The organism is Alteromonas sp. ABM1_013, from assembly GCF_056160505.1.
In genome coordinates this window covers 417,018-434,608 of sequence record NZ_JBSWXH010000002.1, presented here as the reverse complement: position 1 = coordinate 434,608, position 17,591 = coordinate 417,018, and the positions used below count along the sequence as shown (strand labels likewise).

The following is a 17,591-nucleotide window of genomic DNA, read 5'->3' as shown; positions in this document are numbered from 1 at the left end:
CTGGCAAGTTTCACCTTGTCAGATTACGTATTTTCTTAACCTATTCACGCGAAATTCTTCACGCTGTGTAAATACACCTTACTAAGTAAGACAACACAAACGTAAAATAATTCCCTTCCTTTTCAGGCAGCTAAATTAGTCTGCCTGCTTGCGAAGAAACGCAGGAATATCTAAATACTCCAAATCGTTGTCTGGCTGAGCACTGTCGTCAGCTTTCAGCGCTTGGTTGCCTTCTGTACCACCTACTGCAGAACGCGGTTCACTTGTTTGTGAATTACCGTATTCCTTAGCCGGCTGTGTAAGGCGAGAACCTTCTGCGCTTACTAATGAAATGTCAGGCTTACGCTCTGCGCCAATACCGGTTGCAACAACCGTTACGCGAAGCTCATCTGTCATTTCCATATCGATAACGGTACCGACAACCACAGTCGCATTTTCTGATGCGAACGCTTTAACAGCGTTACCTACAGTCTCAAACTCATCGATAGCGAAATCTGGACCTGCTGTAATATTCACAAGAATACCGCGTGCGCCTGACAAGTCGATATCTTCAAGCAGTGGACTAGCAATCGCTGATTCAGCGGCTTCTTCAGCGCGGTCTGGACCGCTTGCTGCACCGCTACCCATCATAGCTTTACCCATCTCAGACATAACAGTACGTACGTCTGCGAAGTCAACATTGATCAGACCAGGGCGAGTGATAAGCTCCGCAATACCTTGAACTGCGCCGCGCAAAACATCATTTGCTGCGCTAAATGCTTGCAGAAGCGGCGTGCCTGGACCCATTACTTTTAATAGCTTTTCATTCGGAATAGTAATAAGCGAGTCAACGTTGTTAGCTAGCTCAACAATACCTTGTTCAGCAAAAGAGGTACGCTTTTTACCTTCAAATGGGAACGGCTTAGTCACTACCGCTACCGTAAGAATGCCCATTTCCCGGGCAATCTTCGCTACTTCCGGTGCTGCACCTGTACCTGTACCACCGCCCATGCCGGCTGTAATGAAAACCATATCGGCACCGTCTAGCGCCTGACGAATGGTTTCTCTGTCTTCTTGCGCAGCTTCACGACCAATGTTTGGATCGGCACCCGCACCTAAGCCTTTGGTTACGCTTGAGCCAATTTGAAGTGTTACGTCTGCACTTGAGCTACGAAGCACCTGTGCGTCAGTATTCACTGCGATAAATTCTACGCCTTCAATGCTTTGAGACACCATGTGCTCAACGGCATTACCACCGCCGCCACCGACACCGATGACTTTGATTACGGCTTCTTCGCCGTGACTATCCATTAATTCGAACATACTTACTCTCCGGTTGTACGTCTTTTTAAACACTACGCCAGGTCATTCCCTTAGGCTAATTGCTTCCTGCTAGCCTTAATGCCGTAGCTATAGCGCCCCCAAAATAAAATTAAAATTCACCTTTAAACCAGCTTTGCACTCGATGAAATAAGCTTTCACCGGTCTTCTGCGTACTGGACTTCTTATTATCAGATTGTACTTTGCCATATTGCAGCAGCCCTACGACTGTTGCAAAGCCAGCATCATCAACGTATTCAGACAAACCTTTTACGTTGATGGGTTTGCCCACGCGCACGGGCATCTGGAAAAGTTCTTCGGCAAATTCCACAGCACCTTCCATCTTAGCGGTACCGCCAGTAAGTACAAGACCTGCTGCGATTTGCTCTTCCAGACCGCTGGCACGAATTTCATCATGTACCAGCTCAAAAAGCTCTTGATAGCGAGGTTCAATCACCTCAGCTAGCGTATGTCGAGACATCACTCTAGCCGGGCGCCCGCCCACACTAGGTACTTCAATACTGTCTTCCATACTCACCATATCTTTCAATGCACAGGCATAATTCACCTTAATTTCTTCTGCATTGCTGATAGGCGTTCTAAATATTTTAGCAATGTCGCTAGTAATTTGATTACCCGCAACCGGTATAACTGCCGTGTGGCGAATCGCACCATCTGTGAATATAACCATATCCATAGTGCCACCACCAATGTCAACCACACACACGCCAAGCTCTCGCTCGTCGTCAGTTAACACGGCATAACTTGACGCCAACGCTGAAAAGATCAGCTGGTCGGCATTCAGTTCACAACGCTCTACACATTTCACCATGTTTTTCGCCATATCGTCGGCACAGGTAATAATGTGGGCGTCGGCTTCCATTCGTACTCCTGACATACCGATAGGGTTTTTAATGCCTTCTTGTACATCAATGGTAAATTCTTGAGGTAACACATGAAGTAAACGACGTTCTGCAGCAATTGGCACACTGCGCGCCGCATGAATAACGTTATCTACATCTTCTTGTGTTACTTCTTGGTTGTTAATCGGTACCATGCCGTTTTCGTTTTGGCATTTTACGTGACGCCCCGAGATAGACATGAAAACTGAAGATACACGGCAATCTGCCATTAACTCCATCTCGTTTACTGCACGCTGTACTGACTTAACGACCAGGTTTAAATCGTTAACGCCGCCCTTGTCCATGCCTTTCGATGCATGGGTGCCCACGCCAACGATACTGATTTGATCGTCTTCTAGTAATTCACCCACCACGGCCTTTACTTGGCTGGTGCCGATATCTAGCCCTACAATCAAATTGCGTTCAGCAGGTTTTGACATGGTTTCCTTAACTCTCTTCATCTGTGGCGCTGTCATCTTTCCATCCGACTGCAACGCCCGTGTCATAGCGAAGGTCGACGTATTTCACCGCCTTCTCTTGTTGCGCCAAAAGTGGATAAACATCAATAAACCGTTGTAGCCTATCGATAAACTCCTGACGCCCTAAATTCAATTTAATGCCGTTTTCCAACTGCACTTGCCACGCAAATCGCTCACTCAGTGACAATTCATCAATTGTCATGTCTGTCGTTGCTATTAACGCGTGCATCGCGTTGTAGCCTTCGAGGGCGGTTTTTTCACTGCCGCCCGGACCAAACAAGCGCGGCAAATCAAGCTTCACGCCTTCGTCGTTAAACGTGTCCCCATAAGGGTTTAACAACAAATCTTCATTCCATTGCGCAACCGGCTGCTGCTCAACCAAATAAATTTTTAACGTATTTGGCCACTTCTTTCTTACTGACGCGCGATAAACCCAAGGCTGCGCTTCAACAAGCTCAAATACTTCGTTGACGTCAAGCGCAAAAAAGCTTCCTGGCTGCGCTTTGCGTATTAACCGCTCTAGCTTGGTAATATCGATGTGCTGATAATCACCAGAAAAATCGATAACCTGAACCGGCATTTGCTGTTCGTCTTGCAAATACTGGTTTGCTTTAAGCCCGCCAAATACTAACCCAGCAATTACAAACAGTAAGAACGCGACACCGCCCCACACTGCCGTTTTGCTTTTTCCGCCTTTTTCAGAAGCAGACTTAACTTGGTTAGTATTGGTATCCGCCACGTTTACGCCTTGTTTGCAACGTCATCAAAACTGGTAGAAAGAATACTTAGTACCAGTTCGTCAAATGTTAATCCTGCAACTTTGGCTGCCTTCGGCACCAAACTCTTTTCTGTCATGCCAGGTACTGTGTTCGCCTCTAGCAAGTAAAATTGCCTTTGGTTGTCCTGCATAACGTCAATTCTTCCCCAGCCGCTGCCAGAAATAGCGTCAAAAGCACGAGATGCCAGTTTTGCTAACTGTGCTTCTTGCTCTTCAGACAAGCCGCTTGGGCAATAGTATTCTGTTGTATTATCCTGATATTTCGCAGCATAATCATAGAACGTATGTGGAGTAGACATGCGAATAGACGGCAACGCCTGCCCCTGTAAAACAGAAACAGTGAATTCGGGGCCGTCTATATACTGCTCTAACAGGACTTGATTATCGTATTTAAAGGCGTCCTGAATGGCAGTTTCGAGTTGTTTAGCGCTTGTCACTCTCGCCATGCCAATACTCGACCCTTCTCTGGCCGGTTTTACCATGACTTCATTCCCCAATTTATCCATTATAGCGCTGCACTTACCAGCTTCAAAGTGCCTTTTATCAGCAATTTCATATTTTGCAGTGGGTAAACCTAAACTTTGCCACACTTGCTTAGTATGAATTTTATCCATTGCCAGCGCAGAGCCTAAAACTGGGCTCCCCGTATAGGGAATTTTTAGGAACTGAAGGGCCCCTTGCATAGAGCCATCTTCACCGCCGCGACCGTGAAGCATGATTAGTGCTCTGTCGACTTTTAATTCAAGAAGATCAGTAAGCGGTCGCTCTGCTGGGTCAAAACCAAAGGCGTCCACACCTTGCCTTAATAGCGCCTTTAATACCGCATTACCTGAATTTAGTGATACTTCGCGCTCTGCAGAGTCTCCACCAAGCAGCACAGCCACTTTCCCGTACTCACTCGGTAAATGGGTCTTTTGCGAGCGAACACTTACCGAAGGACTAATCATGTTGCTTCCCTTCCTTCGTAAGCGATGCAGGCTCTAACTCATGGCGTGCTAGAAGCTTAGCAATTTGTCCGATATTACCGGCACCTTGGGTCATGACGATATCGCCATCCTGTATGATATTCGCCAAAATTCCTGGCAGCGCCTCTTTATCGCCCACATAAACAGGCTCTATCTGGCCGCGCTGACGTATGGAGCGGCACAATGCTTTACTGTCAGCGCCTTCAATAGGCTGTTCGCTGGCGGCATATACATCTAGAAGCAACAGTGCATCGACGCTAGATAGCACTTCAACGAAATCTTCATAGAGGTCGCGGGTTCGCGTAAAGCGATGGGGCTGATAAACCATAACTAAGCGTTTATCAGGCCAGTTTGCCCGAGCCGCAGCGATAGTCGCTTTAACTTCCGTTGGGTGGTGACCATAGTCATCCACCAAACAAACTTCACCTTTACTGGTAGTAAACGTACCTAGCTGCTCGAAACGACGGCCTATGCCGCCAAAGCTGGCTAGCGCGCGAATGATAGCGTCGTCATCTACACCTTCATCCGTTGCTACAGCAATAGCAGCAAGGGCATTAAGCACGTTGTGGTTACCGGTGAGGTTCAACGTAATATCTAACGGTTCACGCTCTGGTCGAATAACGGTAAAACTCGCTTTACCAAATGACAGTGAAATATTCTCTGCACGATAGTCGTTATGAGATTCAAAGCCGTAGGTGAGAATACTTCGGCCTATGCGAGGACGAATCTCTTGAATATTCGCATCGTCACCGCATACGATGGCCTGACCGTAAAACGGTAGGTTTGACAAAAACTCAACAAAGGTATCTTTTACTTTCGAGAAGTCGCCACCATAGGTATCCATATGGTCCGCTTCAATATTGGTTACAACCGATACCATTGGCTGCAAGTGAAGGAAGGACGCGTCACTCTCATCAGCCTCGGCGATTAGATAACGGCTTTTGCCTAGTCGCGCATTCGTACCAGCGCTATTAAGCAGGCCACCAATAACAAAGGTAGGGTCATACTCAGCTTCTGCGAAAATCGTCGAAATCAAACTGGTTGTGGTCGTTTTTCCATGGGTACCCGCTACTGCAATACCGTGGCGGAAGCGCATCAGCTCTGCCAGCATTTCTGCACGGCGAATAATCGGAATGCGCTTTTCACGAGCTACGATAATTTCTGGGTTTTGCTCATTGATGGCGCTAGAAACCACAATAACGTCCATGCCTTCGACATTTTCCGCGCGATGACCTATTTTAACATCAGCACCTAATTCGCTTAAGCGCTGGGTCATTGGCCCTTCTTGAATGTCAGAGCCAGCAATAGCATAACCTTCGTTTAGTAATACTTCGGCAATACCACCCATACCGGCACCGCCGATACCAATAAAGAATATATTTTTAACCCGGCGCATTTGCGGGCTTTCAAATGGGGTTTTAAAAACCATTAGTCCCCTACTCCTACCACGCTTTTAACGTGGCTTACTACATTTTCCGTGGCATGAGTGCTTGCACAAGTTTTCGCTACAGCACCCATCTTTAAGCAGTCTTCAGGGTGTTGTAACCACTGACGCACCGCCTGCCCTAAATTTTCTTTCAATACTGATTGAGCAATCATCAGTGCCGCATTTTGCTTCACTAACGACTGCGCATTTTTCGTTTGGTGATCGTCCACCGCAAAAGGTAGCGGAACGAAAATCGCCGCGCGTCCTGCAGCTGCAACCTCGCTCACCGTAAGCGCACCGGCTCTGCAGACAATAAAGTCAGCCCATTCATAGGCTGCGGCCATATCATCAATAAAATCACTTACATCAACTTTCGCCATATCAGCGCCTACGGATTTATAAGCTTGAGCAACACTTTCACTGTTGCCTTTACCGCACTGGTGCTTTATTGATAAACCTTCTAGGACACCGCATGTCTCAGGCACAGTTTCATTCAAAATCTGTGCACCTAAACTGCCGCCAACTACAAGCATATTTAAACCTTGCTTGTGCTCACTAGTGTTTTCAAAGGTGTTTGTACGAGCGTCTGCGTTAATGTCTACAGGTTTAGGTATCACCTGCCAAATTTCATCGCGAACAGGATTGCCAACAGTATGCACCTTATCTGCAACCCCTGAAAATTGTTCTTTAGCATCGTTAAAGCCAAGCAACACACGGCTTGCAAATTTACTGAGAAGCTTATTAGTCATGCCAGCCGCTGCGTTTTGTTCATGCACTATCACAGGAATACCTAAGCTCTTCGCTGCAACGCCGCCAGGACCGCTCGCATAGCCGCCAAAACCAATAACAATATCCGGCTGTAGACGTTTTATAATTCGTCTTGCAGAAAATAAGCTTTTTACTAAAGCGACAGCACCTTGAATACGTGCAGAAATACCTTTGCCACGAAGCCCTTTTACGGGAATAAAGTGAATAGGTATGTCGTGCTTAGGTACAACTTGCGCTTCCATTCGCTCGGCAGTGCCCAGCCAATGAATATCCCAACCTTCATTTCGAAGCGCGTTAGCTACTGCAAGACCAGGGAAAACGTGTCCGCCTGTACCACCAGCCATAATTAAACAACGCTTAGCCATTATCAGCCTCCTGCGCTACGCGCGCGAGTATGGCTTTAATGCCGGCCTTGCCTTCATCTTCCGCACTTGATGTTTTGGCGCTAGGTTTAGCTTCAACCGTCGCTGTAGAAAAGTCTGATTCATCTGTATTGCTCTCTACACTCGCTCCATCATCAGCATGTGCCGCTTTAGATTGAGACGCGCTTGTAGGAATAGGCTTTTTACGTCGGGCTTTGCTTTTACCTGACTTGCCATCGCCCCGGCCAATCGCCTGTACGCCATCAACCCGTAATTCAAAATCGATACGAAGTAATATGGCTACTGCTACTGACATGATGATAAGTGACGAGCCGCCGTAGCTAACTAACGGCAGTGTTAACCCTTTTGTTGGCAGAATACCTGCGCTTGCACCAATATTTACCGCCGTTTGGAAACTGAACCAGATGCCTATGCTGTAAGCCATGTAACCATCAAACGGTCGCCCTTTTTCAAGTGCCTTATTTCCAATGCTCAGCGCACGCAACACCATCCACAAAATAAGGCCGAGTACGGCAAGCACACCAACAAAGCCTAGCTCTTCGGCCAAGATGGCCATAACAAAGTCAGTGTGTGCTTCGGGTAAGAACTCCAGTTTTTGCAAGCTATTGCCTAAGCCCTGCCCAAACCAGTTACCACGGCCATAGGCCATTAAAGACTGAGTTAACTGATAACCAGCACCGAACGGGTCGGCCCAAGGGTCTAAGAAAGAGGTAACCCGTTTCATTCGGTATTCTTCGAACACGATAAGCGCTACAACCGCCAATATGCCTGCAAACACCAGTGCGAAGAACTGCCAAAGTCTCGCCCCCGCTAAAAACAGCAAGCCAATCGTAGTTGCAAACATCACAACGACCGTACCTAAGTCTGGCTGTAGCAGTAACAGCATTGCTAACGCAAAGAACACCACAAGAGGCTTAATAAAGCCTTTTAAATTTTCGGTCACTTCTTCGTAACGACGAACCAAGTACCCAGCCAAATACGCAAAGAAAAAGAGCTTAGCTGGCTCGGCCGCTTGAATGGTGATAGGGCCAATCGCTAACCAACGGGTACTCCCGTTTACGGTTCTTCCCACTACCAGTACTGCTAGTAATAGGGCGATGGCCGCAAGCAGAAGGTAGGGGTTGGTCATGCGCCAAAACTGCATGGGTAAATTAAGGACTACCATTGCAGCGACGATGGCCCCAACTATGTAAATACCGTGGCGAATAGCAAAATAGAAAGGATTGTCGTGCAGCCTATCGGCCACCGGCATAGACGCCGAGGTAACAATAACAACCCCAATGCTCATCAGTGCAAGTGCGATTAAGATCAGCGTCACGTCATAGGGATGTTTAGCTGAAGGTTGGCCGTCGTGCTTCGCGGCAAATAACGCGCTAAGTTTGGTAGAGGCAGTCATCATGATGAGGCCTCCACAGCGCCGTTGTTTTCAACGTGTAAATTATGTAGGTTGTATACATCTTGTTTAAACACGTCACCGCGATGCATGTAGTTTTTAAACATATCTAAGCTTGCACACGCCGGAGAAAGCAGCACTACATCACCAGGGGCAGCAAGTCTTGTTGTTGCTTTTACGGCATCTTTCATGGTTGCCACACGAGTGGTATGCGCAAAGCTCTTTTCAAACAGGTGTGCATCTTTGCCCAATGCAAACACGTGCGAGACATATTTATTCAGATAAGGCGAAAGGCTAGCTATATCAGCACCTTTAGCGTCACCACCTGCAATAAGAATCAGCTTTCCTTGTACAGTCGGGGCTAACCCTTCAAGGGCCGCGACGGTGGCACCAATGTTGGTTGCTTTCGAATCGTCGATATAGCGAACATCGTTTACACGGGCTATTTCTACACACCGATGTGGTGCAGCTTTAAAGCTGTGTAGATGTTTAACCGCAAGCTCTGGCGAAACACCTAGCTGAAGGCAGATACCCAATGCAGCCATGATGTTTAGTACGTTATGCATGCCCGCTAAATGGATATTGCTAAGGGCAATAAGCTTTTCGCCATTAAACGTGATGTATAGACTTTGTTTATCGCCAAGCGTATTACCGTCACTGCCAAAAGACGCAATCGCAAACCCTGTGGCCGATTCTCCCAGTCCATATTCAATGATATTTATTGACGCTTGCGCGTCTTCATTAGATACGGAATTTGACGGAGCATCAGCCTTAGCATTAGCAATAGTCTGCTCGTCTGGCGCTACAAACTCACCGTCTCTCCATACAACCGCAGATTTCGCGTTATCGAAAATGCGATGTTTGGCATCGATATATGCTTCAAGGGTGATATGACGGTCTAGGTGGTCATCGGAAATATTAAGCACAGTAGCAGCTTCAAGCACCAGGCTAGACGTAGTTTCAAGTTGAAAACTTGATAGCTCCATCACCACTACATCTGCATCACTTTGTAGCGCTTCAAGCACAGGGCGACCTACGTTACCCGCTTCAATACTTTTTACGCCGCAGCTTTTAAGCAGATGGTTCACTAATAACGTAACCGTGGTTTTGCCGTTAGAGCCGGTTATGCCCACTACGCGCTTAGCTGGTGTAGCACCGTTCGAGGAGGCATTTAAACGGGCGAACAACTCAACATCGCCGATCACCTCAACGCCACACTTTTGCGCTAAAGCCACTTGTTCAATATCCAGAGCAAGCCCCGGGCTTAACACCAAGGTGTCTACACCATCAAAGTAATCTTCGCCTAGGGCATGGCAAGTGACCTTGTCTGCCATAAACGCTTGCATGTCAGTATCAAGATCAGGGTCGGTAACTAGAGCAAAACTAGCACGTGTATCAAACGCTTTAACCATTGCCTTTTGTTGCAACAAAAAGCGCACGCAAGCCTGACCTGTAACACCTAGGCCACCGACTACATAACTATGCTCACGTACGTTATACGACATTACGATTTATCTCTTTACCGCTTATCTAAGTTTGAGGGTAGCAAGACCCACCAATACCAAAATGATTGAAATGATCCAAAAACGCACGATAACCCGCGGCTCTGGCCAGCCCTTCAATTCATAGTGATGGTGAATAGGCGCCATGCGGAAAATTCGCTGACCACGCAATTTGTAAGAACCTACCTGAAGGATGACCGACAAGGTTTCCATAACAAAAACACCACCCATAATGATTAACACCAGTTCCTGACGCACTAGTACTGCAAGCACGCCTAATGTGCCGCCTAGTGCTAGTGAACCAACATCGCCCATAAACACTTGTGCTGGGTAAGTGTTAAACCATAAAAAGCCTAAGCCTGCACCGACCATAGCGGTACACACAATCACCAGTTCACTAGTAAGCGGAATATGAGGAATATTCAGGTATTCAGCGAAATTCGCATTTCCTGTTACATAGGCAAAAATAGCGAATGCACCTGCCACCAATATAGTGGGCACAATGGCAAGTCCATCCAAGCCATCGGTAAGGTTTACCGCGTTACTTGTGCCTACAATGGCAAAGTAGGTAATAATGATGAAGAACGCACCTAACTGCGGGAACACTTCTTTGAAGAAAGGCACCAGTAGCGAGGTTTCAGCGCTTATCGTTGCGCTGCTGTATAGATAGAATGCAACGCCTAACGCAACCACAGATTGCCAGAAATATTTCCAACGGGCGATAAGCCCCTTCGAGTCTTTGCGGATCACTTTTCTGTAGTCGTCAACAAACCCAATAATACCGTAGGCCACAACCACGGTAAGGGTTACCAACACATAACGGTTAGTCAGGTCAGCCCAAAGCAGGCCGCTTACTACAATTGCTGCGAGTATAAGTAACCCGCCCATAGTGGGTGTGCCTGATTTTGATAAATGGCTTTGCGGGCCATCGTCACGCACCGTTTGACCAATTTGCATACGCTGCAAATAGCGAATCATCTTAGGGCCAATAAGAATGGCAATAAGTAACGCGGTCAGCGTGCTTAAAATTGCACGAAGGGTAAGGTATGAAAATACGTTAAACCCTGAATCGAATTGTGTCAGCCAGTCGGCTAGCCAAATTAACATGCTATTCGCTCCCGACGGCTATCGTGCTTTCCCAGCGCAGAGGCCTCTACCGCCTCTACCACACGCTCCATTTTGGAGCTGCGTGAACCTTTAACTAAAATTGAAATATCGCGCTGCTGCACTAACAAATCACTCTCCATTGCGGCCAACAAACTTTCAACATCGCTGAAATGGCCACCATTTTCATTAAACACAGCACTCGCTGATTGACTCAAAACACCCATGGTATACAGGTAATTAATTCCTTTTTGTTTAGCGTATTCCCCTACCTGCTCGTGGTAATAACGCGCTTTTTCGCCCAGCTCTTTCATGTCGCCTAATACAAGAACGCGGATGCCTGAAAAGCTACTTAGCGTATCAATTGCTGCATTAACAGACGCCACGTTGGCGTTGTAGGTGTCATCTAACAGGCGAACTTGTTCGGTAAGCTGTTTTACATTCAAACGGCCGCTAACTTGCTTCATGGCAAGTAAGCCATCGCGTACGTTTTCTAAAGTTGCGCCAACTTGTAGCGTTAGCGCAGCAGCAACAAGGGCATTCCCCACATTGTGAACACCCGGAATAGTGAGCTGAATAGACATATCACCTTGCGGGCAAACCAAATGGAATGCAGCGCACCCATCTAATCCAATAGTGATATCTTCTGCTCTAAAATCCGCTTCGTTTTTCTGCTGGGGCGAAAACGTTAGCGTTTTGGTCTGTTTAAGTTTGCCTTGCCAAAATTCAGCAAACTGGCTATCAACATTAACTACCGCTACACCATCACTGCCTAAGCCTTTGAAAATTTCGCTTTTGGCGCGCGCCACGCCTAGCAAGCTGCCAAAGCCTTCTAAGTGAGAAGCGGCGGCATTTACGATAGTCGCTACGTCCGGCTTAACAAGGTTCGTGGTATAGGCAATCTCACCAATGTGATTTGCGCCTAACTCCATAACCGCGTATTCATGCTGAGGCTCAAGGCGTAGAAGCGTTAGCGGCACACCGATATCATTATTGAAGTTACCGTTTGTGGCTAATACATTTCCTCTTCGCGCCAAAATAGCCGCGCACATTTCCTTTACGGTGGTTTTACCACTGCTTCCGGTGATAGCAATCGTTTTGGGCGCCACGTGTGATTTTACGGCCGCACCTAAGAGGCCAAGCGCTTTTTTGGTATCTTCAACCATGATGACAGGTAACGTGGTCGCTACGTCTTCACTGGCAATAACCGCGCTAGCGCCTGCTTTCTCAGCCGTTGAAATAAAATCATGGCCATTGAAATTCGGGCCTTTCAAGGCCAAATAAACTGCGCCATCTTCAAGGGTGCGGGTATCGGTACTTACCGCTGACACTTCAACGTCAGCAGCACCTTTTAATAATTTTCCGTTAACCTTTTCGGCTATCCATGACAGCGTTGTTGTTATCATTTGCTGTACTCCTGTTGCAGTCGCGCCACAACTGCACGTTCGTTATAGTTAGTCTTTTTGTCACCGATAATTTGGTAATCTTCATGGCCTTTTCCGGCCACAATGATGATGTCGCTTTCATGCCCATGTTTAAGGCAGTGACGAATAGCTTGCTCGCGGTCGGGAATAGACACTGCCAGCTCAGAGTTTTTTAAGCCCGCAATGATGTCCTTAGCAATAGACTCAGGGCTTTCGCTTCTGCTGTTGTCGGTGGTGATCACAATAGCGTCAGCGCCTGACTCAGCAGCCTGGCCCATTAGTGGTCGCTTACCTTTATCACGGTCGCCACCACAACCAAACACACACCATACTTTGCCCGCGGTGTGGAATTTGGCGCTTAGCAGCACTTTTTCTAGTGCATCTGGCGTGTGCGCGTAGTCCACCACCAAGTTAGCAGCACCCGTTACAGGGAAAACTTCCATTCGCCCGGGTACAGGCGTGATTGCATTTACCGCGTTAACCACGTCATCAAAACGCTCACCTTCAGCGAGTAGCGTACCTATAGCGCTAAGTACATTGCTGATATTGAACTTTCCAAATAGTGGCAGCGAAATAGCTGCGCTTCCCCACGAACTCACCAATTCAAAGCTACATCCACCTGCATGATAAGAAGCATTTGTGGCGAAACAATGGCGACTTTGTGGATTGTTATGTTTGCGCAAGAACTCACTTTCACCGCTTTCATCCAGACCGCTTCCATTCAGACCACTTTCGTCTATTCCTGTCCAGATTCGTGTAATCGTCTTATCTGCTGCGCCATCCCATTTCTTACTTTCATTATCATTAGCATTTAATACCACAGCCTTTAAACCTGGCTGCTGAAGCAGCAAGCGCTTGGCTTTGCCGTACTCTTCCATAGTGCCGTGATAATCGAGGTGATCTCGAGTAAGGTTGGTGAAAACAGCGATATCGGTTTTCACTGTACCAAGCCGACCTTGAACCAATGCGTGAGAACTTGCTTCGAAGGCCGTATGGCGCACTTCACTTTGCACAAAGTCTGCCAACAAATACTGCATACGTATGGCATCGGGCGTAGTGTTCGCTGCCGGCGTGTTCGACCACTGGGTTTCATCGCCTTCAAACACACTGCTCCCTAGAGTTCCTATGCTCGCGCAACGGGTACCTAGCGCGCTCTTTAACTGGGTAAGCAGTTGAACTGTAGAGGTTTTTCCATTAGTTCCTGTCACTGCTACCGTTGTCATTTTCTGGGCAGGGTAGTCATAAAACGCAGCAGCCAATGCAGAGAGCATTTGCGGTAGTTCATAAAGCGAAATAATGACGCTGTGGTCACGCATTTCCATTTGACCATGGGTACTACTGTCTTCAGTTTGCGCCAGAATTACACGAGCCCCTAAACTTATTGCCTGGGGTATAAAATCGCGACCATCACGTTCGTGCCCTTTAACTGCAACAAACGCTAAGCGCGTATTCACTTCACGGCTATCTAACGTTAAACCCTCAATGCGGATATCTGGGGCATCTACACCAAATTTTGCTAACAAGGCTTTAATACTTTGAATAAAGGCACTAACTACCACTTTGACCTCCTTTCAATAAGCGACTTGACGTAACCTGCTTGTCATCGGGCGTAACGTTTAACATGTGCAGTGCACCACCCATAATCGATGAAAAGACAGGTGCAGCGGTATCACCCGCGTGATACAAATCGCCGCCGGGTTCGTTGATCAACACAATAGTTACTAGTCTTGGGTCAGACACAGGTGCGATACCGGCGAATATATTGACGTACTCTTCCCCGTAACCGCCGGCTACTGCTTTGCGGCTGGTACCTGTTTTGCCCGCTACCCGATAACCTGGAACTGCAGCTTTGGTTGCCGTGCCACCGCGCTGGGTTACGCTTTCCATCATTTGAACAATGGCTTTTGCATTTTCTTCGCTGATCACGCGCTCTGATTGAGCTTGCCACGAAGGTTGCTCTGGTGACTTGATGATATTTAGTGGTGTTTTTGTACCGCCGTTTGCCAATGTAGCGTAAAGACGCCCTAGCTGTGCCGTGGTTACAGAAATGCCATATCCAAAAGACAGTGTGGCTAACTCAAATTCAGACCAGCGACTGCGCTCGTGGAAAATACCACTGCTCTCGCCTGCCATGTTAAGCCCAGTATCACTCATAAGGCCCATGTTGTAGTAGGTATCCAGCAGGAACTGCTTAGGCACAGACAACGCCAGCTTTGATGTACCCATATTCGAGGAATGCTGAATGATTTCTTCTAGCGTTAGCTCGCCATAATTGCGCGAATCTTTTACCAGGCTACCGCCTAAACGCATCCAACCTGGGTGGGTGTTTACTGAATCTTCAGGCTCAACTTCACCGAATTCTAATGCAGTAAGCACGGCCAGCGGCTTCAATGCTGAACCCGGCTCGAACGCGTCAGTAATAACTCGGTTACGCATTCTATGCGCAGACAATTTACTTCTGTCGTTCGGATTAAATGAAGGCGCGTTAACCATTGCTAATACATCACCGCTTTTTACATCGATGACAATGGCGGAAGCCGAACTTGATTGATAGTAAATCATGGCTTCTTTAATTTCTTTGTAAGCAAGTGCTTGAATGCGCTGATCGATAGTCAACTGCAGGTCGCCGGCTTTTTCACCAGATTTAGTTTCTAAGATTTCTACCTGACGGCCTTTCGCATCGCGGCGTATTTTACGAGAACCCGGCGTGCCTGTTAGCCACTCGTTATACATGCGCTCTAAGCCTTCAACGCCTGTGTCATCCACATCGGTTACGCCGATTAACTGCGCAGAAACTTCACCCGTAGGATAGTAGCGTCGGCTTTCGCGGCGAAGATAGATACCTGGGATATCAAGCTTATCAACGTATTCTGCCATGGCGGGCGACACTTGGCGCTGTAAGTAGACAAAGCGGCGCTTGGGGTTGGCCACTTTGTCTTTCAATTCATTTACGTCTTGGCGCAGTACATCCGCCAGCGCTTCCCAGCGGCGCTCTTCCTCAAAGCCGTTATTTTCATGGATAATTTTTGGGTCTGCATAGATGGCGCGGACAGGAACACTTACCGCCAGTTCGACACCGTTTCGGTCGGTAATAAGCCCTCGATAGGTCGGCATATCTCGGGTTCTAAGCGTGCGGTTGTCACCCTGTTGAATCAATTCGTCAGGTTCAATAACTTGAATGTAAGCAGCCCTTGCGGCTAACACACCAAACACTAGCATGATCACAATAAGCACAACCACAAAACGCCAGTGTACTAGGCTTGGCGTTACATTTTGTTTTGCGCCTGTCTTGTTGCGCTTACGAGAAAGTGCAGATGTACTCATTTCAGCCTCACCACTACTTCATCGTCTGCCGTGGCACGATACATTTCTAACTGCTTTTCAACTAGGTTTTCTATGCGGTTATGCTCGGTCAAAGCCCGTTGTTCAAGCACCAGGTTACGCCACTCTACATCAAGCTCATCTTTCTCTTGCATAAGGTCTTCAAGGGCGATGACCTGCTGTCTGTTGTGATGACTGCTAAGTGTCACTGCCATGGCACTTGTGATAACCATTAAATACAACAAAACCCGCAACTTGTTGCGGGTCAAATCTGAAACAATAATGAGCAGTAATTTGAAATTAGTGCTGGCCTTGTCTGGTATGGCTTTGGTCATAACTTTTCTGCCACACGCAATACCGAACTGCGGGAGCGAACGTTGTTCGCAATCTCCTGTTCTGAGGGTTTTATTGCTTTACCCAGAGCTTTGAGCACTTTATCTGCATCTATTTCAGCTTGGGTTATCGGTAAATTGTGCGGTACAACTTTCCCTTTACTTTGATCCTTAATGAAGCGCTTTACTAAGCGGTCTTCTAACGAGTGAAATGAAATAACGGCTAATCGGCCTTCTTTTGCTAACACTTGTGTGGCAGCTTTAAGACCCACGCGAAGTTGCTCTAGCTCAGCATTGATATAAATGCGGATACCTTGGAATGCGCGGGTTGCAGGATGCTTGAATTTGTCTTTTACAGGTACGGCTTCATCGATGATTTTGGCAAGCTGAGCAGTACGGGTAATAGGTGTATCTTTACGTGTGTTAACAATAGCGTGAGCAATGCGCTTGCCGAACTTCTCTTCGCCAAACTCTTTAATTACCTGTGTTATGTCTTGCTCTTCTGCGCTAGCCAACCAGTCTGCAGCACTTTGTCCACGTGAGGTGTCCATACGCATATCCAGCGGGCCGTCACGAAGAAAGCTAAAGCCGCGTTCAGCATCGTCAAGTTGAGGTGAAGATACGCCTAAGTCCATAAGCACACCGTCAATCTTACCGGTTAGCCCTAGTGCTTCGATTTCTTCTGCCATATCACCAAACGGTGAATGGATAATGCTAAAACGCTTATCTTCAGCGAAGCGTTCTGCCGCTTTGATTGCTTGCGGGTCACGGTCAAAAGCGATGAGACGCCCATTTTCACCTAAAGCCTTCAAAATATGTGCTGAATGCCCACCACGTCCAAACGTAGCATCGATATAAATGCCGTCCGGTTTAATGGCCAGCGCTTCAATGCACTCATCAAGCAGTACTGAAATGTGTTTAAATTCGCTAGGCTGCGTCATAGAGAAAAGTCCTGTAATCGTTCGGTAAGTTCAAATTCGCCTTTGCGTTCGGTGTCTATATCAGCTTCAACTTGTTGCGCCCAAATATCGGCATCCCAAATTTCGAATTTGTTTAACTGACCAACTAACATGACTTCTTTTGAGAGTTTTGCGAAACTTCGCAGTGGAGTAGGAATAAGAATACGTCCGCTTTTATCCATCTCGCCTTCTGAAGCATAACCTAGTAGCAATCGCTGCAAGCGACGCTCGGCTGGGATCATGCTTGAAAGTTTAGAGAGTTTTAGCTCAATCTCTTCCCATTCGGGAAGTGGGTAAAGCAGCAAACAACTTTGTTGTGTATCGACTGTGCAGACCAGTTGTCCCTGACAATCATCCAGCAGCGACTGACGATACTTCGTCGGTATAGCCAGTCTGCCTTTTGTATCCAGATTGATTGCGTTAGCGCCGCGGAACATTCCCCTAGCCTTTTATTATTTGCTCTTGGTTTTCTTGTTTTTTGAGTACTAATCTGCAAAGTGATGATGATTTGATCCACAATTCGCCACATTTACCCACTGAGATACAGTTTAGGTAC

15 protein-coding genes are annotated in these 17,591 nt (G+C 47.3%); all 15 read right to left on the bottom strand.

The features are described 5' to 3' along the window. Positions 1-135 precede the first annotated feature (135 nt). The 15 genes from ftsZ to mraZ all read right to left on the bottom strand — a co-directional run bounded on the left by ftsZ (position 136) and on the right by mraZ (position 17,472). Positions 136-1,302, bottom strand: coding sequence for a cell division protein FtsZ (gene ftsZ, locus ACXAGK_RS06530; RefSeq protein ID WP_474805357.1), 1,167 nt, complete (start codon positions 1,300-1,302; stop codon positions 136-138). A 109-nt stretch (positions 1,303-1,411) separates the two neighbouring features. Then, positions 1,412-2,641, bottom strand: coding sequence for a cell division protein FtsA (ftsA, locus tag ACXAGK_RS06525; protein WP_071815699.1), 1,230 nt, complete (start codon positions 2,639-2,641; stop codon positions 1,412-1,414). Positions 2,642-2,648: 7 nt separating this feature from the next. Then, positions 2,649-3,419, bottom strand: a complete 771-nt coding sequence (locus tag ACXAGK_RS06520; protein WP_474855012.1) for a cell division protein FtsQ/DivIB — start codon at positions 3,417-3,419, stop codon at positions 2,649-2,651. Positions 3,420-3,421: 2 nt separating this feature from the next. Next, positions 3,422-4,405: a D-alanine--D-alanine ligase gene (locus ACXAGK_RS06515; RefSeq protein ID WP_474855011.1), complete on the bottom strand. Its 984-nt coding sequence runs from the start codon at positions 4,403-4,405 to the stop codon at positions 3,422-3,424. Continuing rightward, positions 4,398-5,852, bottom strand: coding sequence for a UDP-N-acetylmuramate--L-alanine ligase (murC, locus tag ACXAGK_RS06510; RefSeq protein ID WP_474855009.1), 1,455 nt, complete (start codon positions 5,850-5,852; stop codon positions 4,398-4,400). Before murC ends, ACXAGK_RS06515 begins: the two co-directional genes overlap by 8 nt. After that, on the bottom strand, positions 5,852-6,982 hold the full coding sequence (gene murG / locus ACXAGK_RS06505) for an undecaprenyldiphospho-muramoylpentapeptide beta-N-acetylglucosaminyltransferase (RefSeq protein WP_474855007.1): 1,131 nt from the start codon (positions 6,980-6,982) through the stop codon (positions 5,852-5,854). Before murG ends, murC begins: the two co-directional genes overlap by 1 nt. After that, a complete protein-coding gene (gene ftsW / locus ACXAGK_RS06500) occupies positions 6,975-8,399 on the bottom strand; it encodes a cell division protein FtsW (RefSeq protein ID WP_474855005.1) in 1,425 nt (474 codons plus the stop codon). The genes murG and ftsW overlap by 8 nt, the downstream gene beginning before the upstream one ends. After that, entirely contained in the window at positions 8,396-9,898 is a 1,503-nt protein-coding gene (murD, locus tag ACXAGK_RS06495) for a UDP-N-acetylmuramoyl-L-alanine--D-glutamate ligase (RefSeq protein WP_474855003.1), read from the bottom strand. The genes ftsW and murD overlap by 4 nt, the downstream gene beginning before the upstream one ends. A 21-nt stretch (positions 9,899-9,919) precedes the next feature. Beyond that, positions 9,920-11,002 carry a phospho-N-acetylmuramoyl-pentapeptide-transferase gene (mraY, locus tag ACXAGK_RS06490; protein WP_014950432.1) on the bottom strand — a complete coding sequence of 361 codons (1,083 nt, stop codon included), beginning with the start codon at positions 11,000-11,002 and terminating at the stop codon, positions 9,920-9,922. Beyond that, positions 10,996-12,405, bottom strand: coding sequence for a UDP-N-acetylmuramoyl-tripeptide--D-alanyl-D-alanine ligase (locus ACXAGK_RS06485; protein ID WP_474855001.1), 1,410 nt, complete (start codon positions 12,403-12,405; stop codon positions 10,996-10,998). Before ACXAGK_RS06485 ends, mraY begins: the two co-directional genes overlap by 7 nt. After that, positions 12,402-13,982, bottom strand: a complete 1,581-nt coding sequence (locus ACXAGK_RS06480) for a Mur ligase family protein (RefSeq protein ID WP_474854999.1) — start codon at positions 13,980-13,982, stop codon at positions 12,402-12,404. Before ACXAGK_RS06480 ends, ACXAGK_RS06485 begins: the two co-directional genes overlap by 4 nt. Further along, positions 13,972-15,747 carry a peptidoglycan D,D-transpeptidase FtsI family protein gene (locus tag ACXAGK_RS06475; RefSeq protein ID WP_474805348.1) on the bottom strand — a complete coding sequence of 592 codons (1,776 nt, stop codon included), beginning with the start codon at positions 15,745-15,747 and terminating at the stop codon, positions 13,972-13,974. The genes ACXAGK_RS06480 and ACXAGK_RS06475 overlap by 11 nt, the downstream gene beginning before the upstream one ends. Then, entirely contained in the window at positions 15,744-16,079 is a 336-nt protein-coding gene (gene ftsL / locus ACXAGK_RS06470) for a cell division protein FtsL (protein WP_118492788.1), read from the bottom strand. The genes ACXAGK_RS06475 and ftsL overlap by 4 nt, the downstream gene beginning before the upstream one ends. After that, positions 16,076-17,017, bottom strand: a complete 942-nt coding sequence (rsmH, locus tag ACXAGK_RS06465; protein WP_474805347.1) for a 16S rRNA (cytosine(1402)-N(4))-methyltransferase RsmH — start codon at positions 17,015-17,017, stop codon at positions 16,076-16,078. Before rsmH ends, ftsL begins: the two co-directional genes overlap by 4 nt. Continuing rightward, positions 17,014-17,472, bottom strand: coding sequence for a division/cell wall cluster transcriptional repressor MraZ (gene mraZ, locus ACXAGK_RS06460; protein WP_024016783.1), 459 nt, complete (start codon positions 17,470-17,472; stop codon positions 17,014-17,016). The genes rsmH and mraZ overlap by 4 nt, the downstream gene beginning before the upstream one ends. Between the last annotated feature and the right edge of the window lie 119 nt (positions 17,473-17,591).